General features: G+C 44.5%; 15 protein-coding genes. 4 read left to right on the plus strand and 11 right to left on the minus strand.

Going from position 1 to position 16,553, the window contains the following annotated elements:
- Positions 1-332: 332 nt before the first annotated feature.
- On the minus strand, positions 333-1,613 hold the full coding sequence (locus MKY01_RS24550; RefSeq protein ID WP_339283970.1) for an XRE family transcriptional regulator: 1,281 nt from the start codon (positions 1,611-1,613) through the stop codon (positions 333-335).
- 203 nt (positions 1,614-1,816) lie between these two features.
- On the opposite strand from MKY01_RS24550, the gene fabV reads away from it, so the two are divergent.
- On the plus strand, positions 1,817-3,010 hold the full coding sequence (gene fabV / locus MKY01_RS24555) for an enoyl-ACP reductase FabV (protein ID WP_036617082.1): 1,194 nt from the start codon (positions 1,817-1,819) through the stop codon (positions 3,008-3,010).
- 194 nt (positions 3,011-3,204) lie between these two features.
- Here the strand turns inward: fabV and MKY01_RS24560 are convergent, their stop codons facing one another.
- From MKY01_RS24560 to MKY01_RS24570, 3 genes are all read right to left on the minus strand, one after another.
- A complete protein-coding gene (locus MKY01_RS24560; protein ID WP_315371803.1) occupies positions 3,205-4,452 on the minus strand; it encodes a crosslink repair DNA glycosylase YcaQ family protein in 1,248 nt (415 codons plus the stop codon).
- A gap of 49 nt (positions 4,453-4,501) precedes the next feature.
- Entirely contained in the window at positions 4,502-4,729 is a 228-nt protein-coding gene (locus MKY01_RS24565) for a hypothetical protein (protein ID WP_127551381.1), read from the minus strand.
- A gap of 274 nt (positions 4,730-5,003) precedes the next feature.
- Positions 5,004-6,122, minus strand: a complete 1,119-nt coding sequence (locus MKY01_RS24570) for an NADH-dependent flavin oxidoreductase (RefSeq protein WP_282320465.1) — start codon at positions 6,120-6,122, stop codon at positions 5,004-5,006.
- A gap of 225 nt (positions 6,123-6,347) precedes the next feature.
- Between MKY01_RS24570 and MKY01_RS24575 the strand changes: the two genes are divergently transcribed.
- Positions 6,348-6,815 carry a MerR family transcriptional regulator gene (locus MKY01_RS24575; RefSeq protein WP_282320464.1) on the plus strand — a complete coding sequence of 156 codons (468 nt, stop codon included), beginning with the start codon at positions 6,348-6,350 and terminating at the stop codon, positions 6,813-6,815.
- A 150-nt stretch (positions 6,816-6,965) separates the two neighbouring features.
- On the opposite strand, the gene MKY01_RS24580 is transcribed toward MKY01_RS24575, so the two are convergent.
- Positions 6,966-7,562, minus strand: coding sequence for a restriction endonuclease (locus tag MKY01_RS24580; protein WP_282320463.1), 597 nt, complete (start codon positions 7,560-7,562; stop codon positions 6,966-6,968).
- Positions 7,563-7,824: 262 nt separating this feature from the next.
- On the opposite strand from MKY01_RS24580, the gene MKY01_RS24585 reads away from it, so the two are divergent.
- Positions 7,825-9,093 carry a hypothetical protein gene (locus MKY01_RS24585; protein WP_282320462.1) on the plus strand — a complete coding sequence of 423 codons (1,269 nt, stop codon included), beginning with the start codon at positions 7,825-7,827 and terminating at the stop codon, positions 9,091-9,093.
- Positions 9,094-9,446: 353 nt separating this feature from the next.
- Positions 9,447-10,253, plus strand: a complete 807-nt coding sequence (locus MKY01_RS24590) for a putative RNA methyltransferase (RefSeq protein WP_339287257.1) — start codon at positions 9,447-9,449, stop codon at positions 10,251-10,253.
- Between the two features lie 89 nt (positions 10,254-10,342).
- On the opposite strand, the gene msrA is transcribed toward MKY01_RS24590, so the two are convergent.
- From msrA to MKY01_RS24620, 6 genes are all read right to left on the minus strand, one after another.
- Positions 10,343-10,858, minus strand: a complete 516-nt coding sequence (gene msrA / locus MKY01_RS24595) for a peptide-methionine (S)-S-oxide reductase MsrA (protein WP_076319887.1) — start codon at positions 10,856-10,858, stop codon at positions 10,343-10,345.
- Between the two features lie 376 nt (positions 10,859-11,234).
- Positions 11,235-11,492 carry a GlsB/YeaQ/YmgE family stress response membrane protein gene (locus tag MKY01_RS24600; protein WP_062835823.1) on the minus strand — a complete coding sequence of 86 codons (258 nt, stop codon included), beginning with the start codon at positions 11,490-11,492 and terminating at the stop codon, positions 11,235-11,237.
- Positions 11,493-11,799: 307 nt separating this feature from the next.
- Positions 11,800-13,104 (minus strand): AAA family ATPase, encoded by a 1,305-nt coding sequence (locus MKY01_RS24605; RefSeq protein WP_282320461.1) that lies wholly within the window; start codon positions 13,102-13,104, stop codon positions 11,800-11,802.
- Positions 13,104-14,567: an RtcB family protein gene (locus tag MKY01_RS24610; protein ID WP_339283972.1), complete on the minus strand. Its 1,464-nt coding sequence runs from the start codon at positions 14,565-14,567 to the stop codon at positions 13,104-13,106. The genes MKY01_RS24605 and MKY01_RS24610 overlap by 1 nt, the downstream gene beginning before the upstream one ends.
- Before the next feature lie 502 nt (positions 14,568-15,069).
- Positions 15,070-15,888: a TerC family protein gene (locus tag MKY01_RS24615; protein WP_036617064.1), complete on the minus strand. Its 819-nt coding sequence runs from the start codon at positions 15,886-15,888 to the stop codon at positions 15,070-15,072.
- A gap of 277 nt (positions 15,889-16,165) precedes the next feature.
- Positions 16,166-16,477, minus strand: a complete 312-nt coding sequence (locus MKY01_RS24620) for a DUF3817 domain-containing protein (protein ID WP_036617062.1) — start codon at positions 16,475-16,477, stop codon at positions 16,166-16,168.
- Positions 16,478-16,553 lie beyond the last annotated feature (76 nt).

Genomic DNA, 16,553 nt, shown 5'->3' on the forward strand with positions numbered 1-16,553 from the left:
CGTAGGTCTCCTACGCTCCGCTACTCCATTTCTAGCTTCATTCCATCTTCTCGGTACTGAAAACCAGACTTTTTGAACACGTATTTATAGTTAAATTATAAACACCGTGACTTGTCCTTGAATACCCTTCTGGCGGCATACAAAAAAAACGAAAAATCCGGCAACTGAATTACGGGATAATCGTTTCTTTGGTAAAGAATTATGCTAATTCCGCAAAAAAAGATCTGCTAATCCGATCTTCATTTCACAATTGGCGGCCATATTTTGTGCCAAGTGCTTTGGCAATGCACAAAATCATGTCATAATCAGGCTCTTCCAAGCCGATTCTCACTCTATTTTTTGCGTAACAGATAGACCAGTTTCCGATAATACATCGCCGCTTCTTTGTATTTCCGCTGATCCTCCGATACTACGGCCATCCCCTCATATAACGGTTCAAGCCGCATGACATGCTGCGCGGATTCAAAATAAGGCAGACACGCAAGTGCCCGCTCCATGAAAACTTCGCAATCTCCATGCGCAAGAGCCAGATGGCTCTGGTAGAAGGTTGCGCTCATCTGCTGGTCCTGTGTTGTTGCACATTTCAAAAGTTGATCTACACTCTGCGCGAGCACGCCCCAGTTCTTCCGTGCCAGAGCCACTTCGCATCGATACACACTGACGAGCGGCTGCATGGCCTGCTGTGTTTCTTCCGTTTCCTGCTGCAATAGCGATTCAAATCGTTCAATCTCCGTCTGTGCCTGATCCAGTTCACCTGTCATTGTTAACATGACAATGCGATTGTTGGCAATCGCCGTTACCAGATCTCCCTGGTTGCCCGCATACACGAGGTTTGCCTCCGCCATGGTTAATGCCGAGAGTGCCTCCTGAACCAGCCCCATTGCGAAGCAATACCCACTATATGCTACATATAACCCGGACAACCGATGGAACATCCGCTGATCATAGACATGACGCATTGTAAGCTCGAATACCTGTTTGGCCTCTTCATACTGTTTGACCTGGATGTAGGCTTCCATCTTGATATTTTGCACAGACAACCAGAATTCACTGCCAGGAAGCGCTAGCTCACTGAGCCTGGTTGCATGAGTTAATACATCCACAAAAGCCATTTTGGAGCGATAATATTGTATTTTATAGAACAAAAGTGCTTTGACTAACGGACGCGGCAAATCGATATCGTCTGGACGACCGTATTTCTCCAGGTAAAAATTGAGATAGGACGTATGTATATACTCATGAGCCGTTACATCGTTTAATTGCTGATAATAAACCGCCTTCATCAAGGCCGTTGTCAGCTCAACGGTCAGCGTGTCATCCCGATCTGCCAGAGCATGCACCGTATCTTCGGATATCGCCGACGCTGGAACAGACATTTGTTCGAAAATAACCTCTGCCCGTTCGAGTGTTTCCTCGTCCTGAGCCGCAGCCTTTAGAATATAGGAAGGGGATACCCCAAGACGCCCGGCGATGGCTTCTGCCAAGTCCTCAGGTAGCGGATAACGATCCGCCAGGATATTGGCAAAGTGGGCCTGCGTGACTAGACCTTCCACAAGGTCTTTACGGGAGATTTGTTTTCTTTTGCTTAGCAGTTCAATGCGTTCCTTCAGCATTGTATCCCTGTCCTTTCTATCCTAACAAGCGAGTACATTCTATTCACATCATCGCAAAATTAGAGATATAACGCCACCCTTCCGGCGAAATCAAACGAAACGGTTTCCGTTTCCGAGGTAATTGTTTTACAATAAGAAAGTATGTGTAAGAGCATTTTATCGAAATGCTGAAACATGAGCTGAATATGAAAGGATGCAAATAAATGATTATTAAACCAAGAACACGTGGTTTTATTTGTACCACTTCCCATCCTGTAGGTTGCGCTGCGCAAGTGCAGGAACAGATTGATTATGTGAAATCCCAGCCTGAACTGAAAGGACCGCGTAATGTGCTCGTGATCGGTGCTTCCACTGGATACGGTCTGGCGTCACGCGTTGTTTCTGCCTTTGGAGCTGGAGCGAATACAGTCGGCATTTATCGTCCAAGCAGTTCCACAGAGAAACGTACGGCTTCCGCAGGCTGGTACAACTCCGCTGCATTCGAAAAAGCCGCTGAGGAAGCAGGCCTGAAATCGTACAGCGTTACAGGTGATGCATTCGCAAACGAAACACGAGACAAAGCCGTTGAACTGATTCGCAGTGAACTCGGTCAAGTCGATCTGGTTGTATACAGTGTAGCCTCGGCACGCCGTACCGATCCGAACACGGGTGAAGTATTTAACTCTGTGCTGAAGCCTATCGGACAATCCTACACAAACAAAACGGTGAACTTCCACACAGGCGAAATCAGCTCCGTTACCCTTGAACCGGCAAACGAAGAGGAAATTCGTCAGACGGTAACCGTAATGGGTGGAGATGATTGGGAACTGTGGATGGATGCCCTGCAACAAGGCGGCGTGCTTGCCGATGATGCAACAACCATCGCTTTCTCTTATATCGGTCCTGAACTTACGCATGCCATTTATCGTGATGGTTCCATCGGTCAAGCCAAGAATCATCTGGAAGCGACTGCACACAAGCTGAATGATCGCCTAAGTGCCAAAGGTGGACGTGCGTACTTAACTGTAGCCAAGGCGCTGGTGACTCAATCCAGTTCTGCGATTCCAGTCGTGCCGCTGTACATCTCAGCATTGTACAAAGTCATGAAAGAAAAAGGCTTGCATGAAGGATGCATCGAGCAATTGCAACGTCTGTTCGCTGATCGCTTGTATGCGGGAGGAGAAGTTCCAACCGATGCCGAAGGCCGTATTCGCATTGACGATTGGGAGATGAGAGCTGACGTTCAGGAAGAAGTGGCGAAGCTCTGGAATGAGTTGACCACAGAGAACATCTACGATCTGTCCGATCTGGAAGGTTACCGTCGCGAATTCTTCCAGCTGTTTGGTTTTGAAACCGATGGTGTGGATTATGAAGCAGATGTTGATCCCAACGTTGAAATGCCTCATCTGGTGAACTAAAGAAGTTTTGGCGTGGACGTGAACCTAGGTTTTTGTTTTCGTTAGCACTTCTAATGTAATGCTAGAGATATGATATTAAAATCAAATGAAGAAGGAGGGGTCCTCTGGCTCCTCCTTTTTTGTCCTTTTTAGATCCTTTACCCCCTCAACAATTCCAATTTCCGTGTCCATACACTCTTTCATGTATCCCCTAATCAAATCGATTTAAGCAGCTTTTTCAGCTCTTTTGGTACCGTCTTCTCGATAGTAATGGAACGCGCTCCATGCATGGACGCAAAGAATTGAAGCCCCTCCCGAAAATCCGTAATCCATTCCTCCACAGGTGGAGCAGTCTCTTCCATCGATAACAAACGAACAGTAAGTACTCCAGTTTTGCGATCAAGTCGTGGGTCCATACGTCCAATTAACCGATCACCGTGAAGAATAGGCATGGCATAATAACCGTAGGTTCTTTTCACCTCTGGCGTATAAATCTCCCATTTATAATGAAAATCAAATAAATCAACAATACGTTCTCTTCTCCATAACAGGTTGTCCAGCGGCGGCAGGAAACGTACCGGGCCAGACGGATCATAGTGTGGCTCTTCCCTTTCCATATGCAGCAGCAAGTCCTCATCTTCAGCACGAATATAATAAGGCGTGGCCACGTCCTCCACCTTAAGCGGGATCATTCGCCCATCTGACACACGGGCAGCAATATCGGCGCGTCGTTCAGCCGCTGTAGATTTCAGCCAACCCAGACGGGGATCACGGGCATCTACGACACGATACGCATGAATGTATTTATCCAGCAGAGCCTGTCTCTGGGCCAACACATCGATGTCTTCTTTTATCGTAAGTCCCTGTTGTTGCAATCCGGATTCGGTAATATGAAAATAACGTTCATTCCCCTGCCGCGCCACCACACGAATCACAGCGGAGTCCAACAGTAGATTCAGAGCAAGTGTGGTATCCTTTGTCTTTGGCACATCCGCACTGTCCCAATAACCACTTACCCTTTCAACAGCACGAAAAGCTCTTGAAGGCAACGGCCCCTCTTCCTTCAAACGCTGCAACACATGCTGCACTGTTTTCTCCAGACCTTGCAAGGACGGAGCCAGACGCTCCCTTAATTGGGCACGTACAGGTTCAAAGAGAGCATAGTCCTCCATTGGAATGACACAGGCAGCATTTGCAAAATATTCAAACACCTTGTGATCACTCAGCAGTGTATTTAAGCTGTCAGCAGTATAACCAGGGTCACGAGCCCCCAGCACCAAATGCTGGTTTCCAGTTACAGCAGCCACAGGATCGATCTGCACGCAACCAAGGGAGCGAATTAAACTCAAAACTTGGTCGGGTCCCGAAGGTAAGGAAACTGCTGGCCAACGTCCAAGTAAAGCTTGCGTTTGCAGCAAAAAACGCCGAACGATTTTTTTATTCATGTGCAGCGCTGTTGTCATATGTATAGGTTCTTCCCTTCATTTAGTGTACAAAATTCTATCGTCTTACTTATCCAGCAATCGGCGCCTCATAGAAAAAATAAAAAGAAGCACCACCATCCTGGATGATCTGCTTCTTGTGTTTGACCTTTTGCAATTTTTCCTGCTTCGTAGGCATGAGCCGTACATGCTGGGATAACGCGCTATAATCCCCGTTAACTCTTCGGCTCTGTTCCGAGCACCATTGACCTGACCGCTCTGCTTTACGTAATGCTTTTTGTGTTTGTGTACGTGCCATAATGGATCACACACTCCTTTGGTTGATATACACTCAATATATCATGTGCAGCTACGCAAGTGAAGGTGAAGCTTTTTTGTTGAAGCGGATAAATAAACTATGTCATCCAAATTAAAATTATTTAAGCAATGGCAAAGGGAAACTGCAACGTAAATTGCCCATTTTCCTCAAGAAGAGTGAATAAAACCTGTTGTAATATATAAATTAATACAACTGTTCTTGAAATCAAAAAAGGCCGCTATTATTAGCGTCCTTTTTTGATCTTTCATCTTCTTTATTGTTCAACTTTAAACCATGGACCTGCATTTTGTATGACACCCCATAGTTTCGCTGGCAATACAAGATCTCTAACGTTAGATGATTTAATCACGTTTTGAATTTCCGCCTCCCTTCCTTGTTGAACTTTTTCAATCCACTCTGGATCAGAGATTAATACACGCCCAATTACCGCTAACGAAAGTCCTTTCTCCATGCTTTGAGAGACATCTTCTGGGCTTTCCAAGGAACCCGCTGCAATTACAAAAATCCGATTGTTGGCATGTTCAACAATCAGCTCAAGATACGTTTTTTTGTTATCTTGGTTATATTTTGGTTTTGACGTAAGGGCTTGTACCAAGGAACCATGAACATAATCAACATTTTCTTCAATCAGTTTATCAATCAGTGCGTAAGTATCTTTCATTCTAAGGGCATCTTGTTGATGTTCCTCTGGGGAAATGCGGTAACCTAAAATAAATGGTTTAGTCGAATATCTCTCAATAGCTTTTTTCACCTCTCGAATAACAGCTATTGGAAAACTCAGACGTTTTTCCAGTGATCCCCCCCATTGGTCTTGACGTTTGTTGAAGAATGGAGATAAAAAGCTTTGAAGTAAAAAACCGTGGGCTCCATGGAGTTCAACACCGTCAAAACCAGCTTCAATTGCACGTCTTGTAGTTTCACCGAACGCATGAATAATTTCCAGAATTTCTTCATGAGTAAGCTCTCTAGGGGATACTGCTTCAGTCAGAGCAACACCGCTCGGACTTACCACGTCACCATTAGGAACTAATTCAGCAATCGCTTTATCTCCAGCATGGAACAATTGAAGAATTGCTGGAGCTCCCCCACTCTTAGCAACATCTGCCAATTTTTTTAGACTAGGGATAAATGAATCATTATATGCGGCGAATTCATGTGTAAATCCAATCCCATTGGGTAGGACATGAGTACAGCCCGTGATAACTAAACCTACACCATTCACTCTTTTTTTATAATATGCAACTTCCTCATCGGAAATCGTGTAATCATCATTACTTGACCATGTCGTCATCGGAGACATAACCACTCTATTCTTTAAGGTAATCCCTTTATTGAATGTAAAGGGTTCAAACAAGTTATTAAATTTACTCATTGTACGTTCTCCTTTGTATTTTGATTTCTAAGTGCTTATTTATGGAACAGATGAAGGTAACCCTATCTCATCCATCCCAATCACAAGTTCTACTCAAGAATATCAGGTTAACCTAAGGGGAAGTAAAGTAGGAATTTGATACGTAATTTAAAAGGATTTACTTTTAATAATTTTCTATTGTGATAAAATAACAGTTACAGTAACTGTAACTATGGAGGCGATCAGATGTTTTTTTCAATGAAATATGTGGTGGAGAATTATAATATAACTGCAAAGACACTTCGATTTTATGAAGAGCAAGGGATATTACCGAATATTTCGCGCGACGAAAAAGGGAATAGAGTTTATACCGAACAACAAATCGATTGGATTTCTTTTATTCTTTGTCTCAAAGAAACAGGAATGCCGCTTTCTAAAATTAAAGACTACAAGGAATCTTATGAGATGGGGAACTCCACCTATTCAGAAAGACAGGAAATGTTAAAGAAACATAAAATTGAATTACAAAAGAAAATCGAAGAAAGTTTGAAACATATGGAAGAAATAAATTATAAATTAGCTATGTATGAACTTCAAAAAGATGAGGTTAGGAAAAATCCTAACCACAATTTTAAATGTCACGGTCTTGAGGTGAACATTGTCGATACCCGGGGAGGTGAATCAAATATTCGGAATGCTACAACCAACAGATGAACAAACCAGCTCTAAATATCTATCCAGAAAAATAACCAGTCGCCTATATTTACCTAGCGATTGGTTATAATTGTTTTTAAAACGTTAATCCTGACTACATTACTACTTTCGATTATATTTAAAAAATCTAGCACAGTAACACAATGCAACCTAGCGGGATTGCCGCTTTCGTCGGGACTGCCACGTCTCGATTGGTTCGTGGTCATCTTCTTCGATCAGTTCCAGTGCTTCTTCCACTCTTCTGGCTTTGAATAACAGAATTAATTCCATCAGGTCTTCCCGGTCCAGCAGCTTCACTCCATTAACTGCTGCAAGCGTCCGACAGGCTTCGGTGTAACGGGCGGACGTTAATACAATCGACCGGTCGGCTTCATAATAACGCATCGATGTATATATCTCCTGCACAGCACTCAACCCTACGGGATGGTTTGCACCATATCGCTTCGCTTGTATCACACTTCGTCTGCCGAGTCTATCAACAAACACCAGATCTGCCCCAAAATCCCGGCTGCTTGTTGTCTTATGCACCTCATCGTACCCGAGTTCTTCGAATAAATGATAGAGATATAATTCAAACTCCGAACCATCCTCCATCTTGTCGATGTCCTTTATTGTGATCTTACGAGGATTTGCTTCACTTCGGATCCGCTGCCCGCGCCCGATAACACGCCGAATAATCCAGGCCATCAGCAACAATATGATGATACATCCAATGACCCATAGGGTCACATTTTCACTCCAGTTCATAGCTATTCTCCTTGTTTCATTTCCTATGTTCTATCCAACCTCTTACGCAGATATGGCTTGTCACCGCACTAAATATATCAAACTTCTACCTTCATCGAAAGAAGATGAATTCCCTGTAACCCTTATACTTCCCCAAACATAGTCATTTCGACAAACCACTGATAAAAGGTTACAGTGCGTTCGGTTGAATTGAGCTTGACTTTAATGGTAAAATTCAACAATCGGTTCTATTTTGAATCGAAGAAGAAAGGTGGTTTATCACTTGCAAACATTGACCAAACACAAGTCCAAAACATGGGCTGCCCTCATTCTCAGCGGCATGCTCCTCTTCACCATGAATACAACAGGTTACGCCGCTGCTTCAACCGAATCCATGCCCAAACCGGCATGGACGTCATCTTCCCTGATGTTATCTGAGGCTAATACAGAGAAAGATGTCCTGATCAAGGGAATTCATGCCGTGCCATCTAAAAATCTTGTATATGTACATGCCTCCCAGCCCGTGACCAAAACAAGCAGCAAAACAACACTCGACTGGCAACTGGACTCTCTCCAAGCATTCGATGTTACAACTGGACAATTGAAGTGGAATACGATATTCCATGAGAAAAGTGGTCCTTATACCACCTACTCTGATTCGGTATATGCCAGCAACGGTACGGCTTATGTGTATATGGAATATTCAGACAAAACCAAAAAATTGTACTCATTCAATACATCCGGTAAAACCAACTGGGTCAAAACGGTGAATTCACCTGCAAGCATATCCCTATTGGATAACGATACGCTGATGGTTGCTTCAAGTCAGGGCGTACAATCGAATGGTTCGGTTCGCTCAGCCATCTCGTTATATGACAAAAAGGGCAAGCTGATTACTGAAAAAAACATCAACGGTAACGTGCTTAAGGCTGACCATGGTCGAATTGTAGTGGATGCCAGTAAACAAACCAAGGTAGGAAACTTCTGGCAGCAAGCTGCGAATCCCAAAGTAGAGATCTATGATCGTACGTTGAATCGTCTGTCCTTCTATCAATTCCCTGCCAATGCAAATACATTAGGAGATGGCGGCGGTGAATCGCTGGCCATTCTCGACGATGGTTCCATCATTATGCGCGCCAATTTTGAGAACACCGGTAACAGACTGATGGGCTTTGGCATCGATGGCAAGCTTGCTTGGGGACGTGCCATTGCTGGTGATGCCTACATTCAGACGGCTGGCAACGGTTATACAGTCTTTACAGGGCAGAAGCTGGAACTGTACACGATGAAAGGCAAAGTGACTGAGCGTACATTCAAGGACGCACAGCCTGCACTTATGCGTGTTGACCAGACACAGGATGGTCAGTATCAGCTTGATTTTGCCAAAACAGGATACATTCTTGATCCACAGACGCTGGAAGACGTGCATATCTACACGACCAGTGCCTCGGTTCCTTCATTAGAAGGTGTTTCAACTTATGTGGATGATGTCATCTATTCCATGAACGATGAGACATTGTCCAAATATGTATTAAAGGCTACTGCAAAATAATGAACGGAGCGCTTCTGTATGACCGTCTAAACGGTTGACAGGGCGCTCTTTTATTTCACATTCGCCTGGCTCCCCTTACTTGTCATTTCTTCTCATCCTGTTATACTGGTAACGTTCTCTTGCTTCACCCTAATCTTGATAGGCAAAAGGAGCTTAACCTTCCTATGATTATTCAGTTCATTCGATACAGATAACTTGGGGCATAGCCATAAACCTCTTTTTTTGAATTTCGTGCAGAGGTTTATTTGTTATGCCCTTTTCTTCAGTTATCCAAATCTGAATGAATGGGGTGTTATTCCATGTCAGTCCATCGCAGAGAACGCAGCGCTGCGCTTATTAATCCATACATCCATATGTTGAACTGTCCCATCTGTCATAGCCCTATGGCAACCATTAACTCAGGGAGCATTCAATGTGTGTCCAGGCATAGCTTTGATTTTGCAAAACAAGGCTATATCAATTTCATGACACGTTTTTTCAAGGGCAACTATGACAAACGTTTATTTACAGCCAAAAGGAATATCTTATCGGGAACCGGTATTTATGCTCCTTTGACCGAAGTACTACGCAGGTGGATCGCACGTTATTCCGTTGACATCAACTATCCCGTGCATATTCTGGATGCAGGCACAGGAGAGGGAACATTTCTGCAGCAGATTACGCAGAATACTCCAGCCGTTGGCTGGGGCATCGATATTGCCAAAGAAGGCATTGCCATGGCTTCCTCTGCCTACAACCAGCAAATCTGGTTTGTCGGCGATCTGGCATGCAGTCCGTTTGCAGAAGGTCAGCTGGACATCATCCTGAATATATTTTCTCCTTCCAACTATGAAGAGTTTGGACGAATTCTGAAGGATGGGGGATGGATCATCAAAGTCATCCCCCGTGAACGATATTTAATTGAACTGAGAGAAATCCTGAATCGACCTGATCGAGCAGACGGCCGGGAACTTACGCTGGACCGATTCCGCAAACATCATCATCTCATCGCCAGCATTCCGCTGACCTACACGCTGCCCGTCACCGAAAACATGCTGGATTCACTCGTTCATATGACACCACTTTCCTGGCATCAGTCGGGATCATCCCTGGTGAGCATTCAAGCTTCCTTGTCGAAGATTACCATTGACGTAGAAATACTGGTAGGAACAATCAGATAACCATTATGGCTGATTTCAGCCGCCATACAGCCAAAAAGCCGGGCGAGTTCCAACTGGAACTTTCCCGGCTTTTCATGTGATCTGATGCATTATTTCCAATTCTCGTCTATAAATTCGTCCCGTCCGGATAACGCACGGTCTTCCTTATAATGTTTCTCGTTTTTCTTGTGGTAATCCTGATGATAGTCTTCAGCCGGATAGAATACAGCTGCATCCCGAATTTCCGTAACAATGGGTTGATTGAATCGTCCGCTGGCAGCAAGTTCCTGTTTGGACTGTTCAGCAAGCTCACGTTGACGTTCATTATGCACGAAGATCGCCGTACGATACTGTGCCCCCCGATCCTGGAACTGACCTCCGTCATCCGTCGGATCAATCTGCGGCCAGTATAGCTCCAGCAGTCGTTCATAAGGGAATACATCTGGATCAAATGTAATTTCAACCACTTCGACATGACCGGTCTCCCCGGTTTTTACCTGCTCATATGTTGGATTCTCGACGTGACCGCCGGCATAACCCGATATAATACCATGAATGCCCGGTTGTTCTTCAAACGGTGTAACCATACACCAGAAACATCCGCCGGCGAATGTAGCTTTTTCCATTCCGTTCATCCCCTCTTATCTAAACTACCTTTTACACTTACCACTCCGATGACAGAACAACCTTCTGATCGCTGTTATCCCCAGATTTTTTACATTTGGCTTTACAAGGAGAAAATCTGGTGATAAAGGCGAGTGTATGCTTTCGAAGCAGCTTTCTTACAGAAAGCTTTTAGCTCCGCTTCTTCAGGTTATTTCTGTCCTCTACGTTCTCGTGTAAATGTTTAGTCCAATTTATATAGATAGCTTAATACGCTTATCTTTATATATTTTAAAACAACAAGAGGTTGATTGAAAGCCATGGTTATGGCTCTCAATCAACCTCTTCATTGGTAATGCATTTAGCTGACAACTAATTCAAGAAATTATCTTGATTAAGTTACCCGCGACTACGTCCCATCGAACGGAAGATCAAGCTTACGATGGCTACAAGAACGATCGCACCGATCAATGCAGGTACAATGTGGAATCCGCCCATCTCAGGACCCATATCGCCCAAGATTACTCCACCTAACCATCCACCGATAAAACCAGCAATGATGTTACCAATAACACCACCTGGAATGTCACGACCAACGATCAAACCTGCCAACCATCCAATGATACCACCGATAATTAATGACCATAACCAACCCATATCATTCACCTCTAATTAAAGTTTTTGTTGTTGTCTGTCTACTATTAACCGCTACAGAAGCATTTAAACAATTGGCATAAAAATTTTTGCATATTACCTTTTGTCCCCATGCATCTTCCTCTGCAAAACAAGCCTTAGTCAGGTATGGAACAGATCGCGTTACTTTCCGGCATCTCACCAGCTCAGGGCTGCGTTATGTACCTCCCGAAAGTCATTGTATGTTAGAGCAGACAAGGTTAGTATCACCAATTGAGGTAGGATTATTTATAAAATTGCGTCATATTATAGGTTGATGGGTTAGGTCTGATCAATAAAAGCCTGCACGGCCCTTACCTGGCTGCGCCAGCCAAGTATGTTTATGGCTCTTGTCCAGCTCGCCACGCATCGACTGAATGACTTTCACAATGTCTGTCTGTCCATTCTGATGCCATTCCAGCGCAGCGCTCACATATAACTCACCTAGCTGTGCAAGAGAAAACGTGTCGGTCAGACGAGCTGCTTCTACTGTGCCTTCTTCACCCGCAAATACGGTGAAGCCTCGTTGGCGCAAGTATTGCAAGCGCAGCGCTTCATCTGGCAACGGAATTTCGTAAGCCCGGTCAAACCGTCCAGCACGGTTCATGAGGCCAGGATCTATTTTCTCCGGATAATTCGTTGTCCCGATCAGGAAAATGCCTTCTTTTGACGTAGCTCCATCCAGTGTATTCAGGAAAAAGGAACGGACTTCATCCGGCATCGAATCGATGTCCTCAATGATCAGTACCATCGGTGCCAACCGCTTGGCAGCCTCGAACACTTCACGCACTGATTCACTGTTGGTATACTCCGTAATCTGCCAATACGCAGCCGGGCCCGGGATACTTCCCGCAATGGATTTCACCAATGTGGTCTTGCCGTTTCCCGGATGCCCATACAGCAGAATGCCCCGTTTGTACGGGATATCATAATCTCTGTAAAAGGAACGATCCGCTTCGAAAAACTGATCCAGCGAGCGGAAAATATCCTGCTTGATCTGTGCAGAGAGAACAACATCCTCTCTTCCCACGGAGCGAGTGATGGATTCGACATGACGATCGCTACCATTACGGGCATCAGTGTAGACCGTTACTTTTTTCATATTTTGCTGACGTTCCCGTTCCCGGACACTTCCCAGAAATTGCTTCATCTCCTCATCACCGATGGCAAAGACAAAGTCTTCACTGTAGATCCCGTTCTCTCGGAAAAATGGAACTCGCACAAGTGCTACGCCCCATTTCGGATAAGCAAATACGTTATTACGAATGGAGTAATGCACACCATAAGTGGGCACATCTCCATCATCGTCGTAATGCAACGTCTGAAGTTCCAGATCCTCGAATATGCGAGCTACCAATTCCACTTCGTCACTGCCATTTTGCAGGTCTTCCCGGAGTAACTCCCAGTATTCATTGTTCGGATCAGAACTGGCATAAAGCTTGTACTCAACCCCATAGCGCTGATGGAGCGCCTCACTGATTCCACGAATCAGCCTTGAATAGATGGCGTACCCTTCCACTCGAATTCGGGTATCATGTTGTACGTCATAGGTATAGATCGCCTGGGTTGGATCTGTTTGTTTTTCGTTTATTGTCATTATTTCGCTCCCTTTACCGCTACAAGCGGTTTGCATTTGGCTACAACTTGAGCCAGGCCTGCGCCGGTAACACTGTCTATAATTTCATCTACATTTTTATAAGCCTGAGGTGATTCATCAATAATGGATTCAAGTGAGCGTTGATTTACCACGATCTCATCTTCTGTACCCACACCCAGTGCCGTAGCAAAATCCTCCACGCTAATCAATCGTTTTGTTGCCGTCCGTGAACGGATTCGACCCGCACCGTGACATATTGAATAATAATTATCAGCACCCTGCGGCTGACCTACCATGATATATGAAGCAGTTCCCATGGAACCCGGAATAAGTGCCGGATGTCCTGTTGCCAGATAGGGCTTTGGATTGTCCGGATGACCTGCCGGCAACGCACGTGTCGCCCCTTTGCGATGCACAAAAACGGAACCTTGGTCTGCGTGAGATTCCTCCCAGGCATAGTTGTGCATCAGATCGTATAACGTACGAAATTCACATTTGGAACCAAACACATCCCGGAATGCTTCGCGAATAGCATACGCAATCAGATGACGATTGACAACAGCGTAATTCAATGCAGAATACATCATGTTCACATAATGACGACCTTCCGCATGCTCAAGTGGACCAAATACCAGTCTGGGATCGGATGTACCCAGGTTAAGCCGCTGCATGACTTTGGCAATCGCTGACGAACTCGTCTGGCTTACATACCCACCCCATGCACGAGAGCCGGAATGAATCATGACCACGACCTGTCCATCATACAATCCCCAAGCTTCGGCGATTTCACGATTCTCTTCAGCGATCTCAATCGCCTGGATCTCGGCAAAATGATTCCCCCCACCCAGTGTTCCGAGCTGACGATGCGAACGATGCCATGTCATATCAGGAACGTGGTTTAACACGTCCTCATCGTAACTGAACTTGCTGCTTTCCACATGTGTCATCGCGGTTGATTTTTTCGGTGTATAGCTGTCCGGAATATACTTTTTGGGTAAACCATGCAGGCCTTTACGAACAATATGCTCCAGTCTGATATCCGAGTAATGACCTCGCTGGTTCGCCTCCATCGGCAATACTTTCTCAATGGCCTTGACGAGTTTGCGGCGGAGCTTGATGTCTTTCAATTCGTCCTTGTGCAAGTTTGTCATATGCACTCGCATGCCACAGCCGATGTCACTGCCCACGATGGAGGGAGAAACGTATCCGCTCTGCGCATCCCACACGGCTGTCGTTCCGATGCACGTACCTACACCGACGTGTACGTCTGGCGTGTAACTCATATAAGAAATTCCCGGAATCTGCAGATTATTGTTTGCCATCTCAAACACCTTGTAATCGAGCGAGGAGAAGAGTTGTTGCGCCGCATATACGGTTAGATCACCTGCAGGCAATTTTACTTCATGCCGGTAGGCACCTGTTAATTCGTTTGGATTGGTAAATAAATTAAATTCTGTATTCATAAAAGTGTATTATTCCTTCCTGTACGTTCAGCAAATTCGGTTTGCTGATTCATCTGTAAAATAAAACTAAAAAAAGCCATAGGCTAGTCGCCCATGACTTCTACTGAATGACAATAACGGAGAACAGAACAGCATAAACGTGCTGTGTGTCTGTCATCCATCGCTATAATATAAGCGAAGAACGCATATCGATTATAAAACCTGCTAAACGATATGCCTATCCCCTATGTCGACCGTATGAGGCCAATGAAACGATGAGCCGGATATGCTATTGTATCTACGTTGCGCTCTGTTTGAATCAACTCATAACCAAGCATCATGTCTCTCGGCCTCCCTTCGTTAATGTTAGTCTTATATTAAGGGGACTAGAATTCATGTGTCAACCCTTTTCTTGGAAATTGGATAATGGTGTAGATTGCATATGTAAACAAAAACAGGAGATTGTCCTAGGACAATCTCCTGTTTCCCAAATAATAATGATGTTGTTAGCGTAACATGATTATTACAGTCCTGCTTGTTTTTCCAACTCTTCAACCGGATTTTCGTCTTCTTTTTCAGGAACTTTGGAAGACAGGAACCAACCACATACCGCAATGGTGATCAGTACAATATAGAATCCGAATTTCCAAATTTTATTTTCCGGGAAATGCTCATCCAGAACACCCAATGAAGGATGTGCGAGTGTAATAACGGCCAGCTTAACCCCTACCCAACCTACGATGACAAAGGCCGCAACTTCAAGTCCTGGACGGGAATGAAGCAATTTTACAAAGTATGAGGCTGCAAAACGCATGATCACAAGCCCGATGAATCCACCGAGGAAGATAACGATAAACTGTCCACCGTCGAGTCCGCCAATTGGAGGCAATCCACTTGGTGGCAACGCCACGGCCAAAGCAACAGCAGCCAGAATGGAATCAACTGCAAATGCGATATCCGCTACTTCGACCTTGAAAACGGTCATCCAGAAACCGGATTGTTTTTTCGGTTTCTTCGGCGTTGAATCAGCTGCTTCATCTGTTTTATTGCGACTACCCAGTATCTTTTTAACGATGTGGTTAATCGAAATATACAGGAGATACAGGGCACCGATCGCTTGCACCTGCCATACATCGACGAGGAAAGAGATCAGGAACAACGAACCTAAACGGAAAACAAATGCACCCATGAGACCATAGAACAACGCTTTTTTGCGCTTATCTTCAGGCAAGTGTTTAACCATGATTGCGAGTACCAATGCATTATCTGCTGCGAGTAATCCTTCAAGGACCACTAAGACAGCAAGCACCCACCCATATTCTAATAATAATGAAACATCCAAAATTGACTCCTCCTTAATATTCTTATGATGTACAAAAAAAAGGACCTTTACCATCACTGGTAAGGTCCTTTTATATCCACAAAAAGAGACCTTTACCGAGCATGAAAACTTGGTAAAGGTCTCGCTAACAACAAAATTGCTGCCAATAAAGCCGGGGATATGATCCCGAATTGACGACTTTACTGTAAAAGCTACTCCCCTTTAACAGGAATATGTAGTTTTAGTTGGAACGGGTTGTTTAACCTGTACTCATCATATTTCATAACGTTAAATAAAGTCAAGCTTTATTTAGTTGACGATACAGCTTACGGAATACGACAACATCGTAGATCATATTCCCCAGTGGAATGAAAGAAACAAAGAACAGAGCAATTGGACGGCGTAGACGCCATTTCTGTGAGGTGTACATAGTCACCATAAATAACAAATACATTAAAAACAAAAAACCGTACAGATTCCCAAACCATGTGACAGCCTGTGGCATAACCCCGGCATCTCTCAACGGAAAAGCAACAAACAGTAACAACACGTACGAAATGCCCTGCAACCACAACATCAGCCGGAAGCGTCCCAGCGTAGAATGTAACATTATTTTCCTCCTGCTTTTATACATGTAACGAATTCAATTCTTCCCGTACAGTATATCACAAAAGCTGAATATCTCG

The sequence above is a fragment of the Paenibacillus sp. FSL R5-0486 genome (genome assembly GCF_037975155.1).
Taxonomy (GTDB): domain Bacteria; phylum Bacillota; class Bacilli; order Paenibacillales; family Paenibacillaceae; genus Paenibacillus; species Paenibacillus amylolyticus.

Excerpts from the sequence above, each read along its gene's own strand:
- msrA (WP_076319887.1), bottom strand. The coding sequence starts at position 10,858 with ATGGAAAAAGCTACATTCGCCGGCGGATGTTTCTGGTGTATGGTTACA.
- MKY01_RS24560 (WP_315371803.1), bottom strand. The coding sequence starts at position 4,452 with ATGACAACAGCGCTGCACATGAATAAAAAAATCGTTCGGCGTTTTTTG.
- MKY01_RS24610 (WP_339283972.1), bottom strand. The coding sequence starts at position 14,567 with ATGAATACAGAATTTAATTTATTTACCAATCCAAACGAATTAACAGGT.
- MKY01_RS24605 (WP_282320461.1), bottom strand. The coding sequence starts at position 13,104 with ATGACAATAAACGAAAAACAAACAGATCCAACCCAGGCGATCTATACC.
- MKY01_RS24590 (WP_339287257.1), top strand. The coding sequence starts at position 9,447 with ATGTTGAACTGTCCCATCTGTCATAGCCCTATGGCAACCATTAACTCA.
- MKY01_RS24580 (WP_282320463.1), bottom strand. The coding sequence starts at position 7,562 with ATGAACTGGAGTGAAAATGTGACCCTATGGGTCATTGGATGTATCATC.
- MKY01_RS24565 (WP_127551381.1), bottom strand. The coding sequence starts at position 4,729 with ATGGCACGTACACAAACACAAAAAGCATTACGTAAAGCAGAGCGGTCA.
- MKY01_RS24620 (WP_036617062.1), bottom strand. The coding sequence starts at position 16,477 with ATGTTACATTCTACGCTGGGACGCTTCCGGCTGATGTTGTGGTTGCAG.
- MKY01_RS24550 (WP_339283970.1), bottom strand. The coding sequence starts at position 1,613 with ATGCTGAAGGAACGCATTGAACTGCTAAGCAAAAGAAAACAAATCTCC.
- MKY01_RS24575 (WP_282320464.1), top strand. The coding sequence starts at position 6,348 with ATGTTTTTTTCAATGAAATATGTGGTGGAGAATTATAATATAACTGCA.
- MKY01_RS24600 (WP_062835823.1), bottom strand. The coding sequence starts at position 11,492 with ATGGGTTGGTTATGGTCATTAATTATCGGTGGTATCATTGGATGGTTG.
- MKY01_RS24570 (WP_282320465.1), bottom strand. The coding sequence starts at position 6,122 with ATGAGTAAATTTAATAACTTGTTTGAACCCTTTACATTCAATAAAGGG.
- fabV (WP_036617082.1), top strand. The coding sequence starts at position 1,817 with ATGATTATTAAACCAAGAACACGTGGTTTTATTTGTACCACTTCCCAT.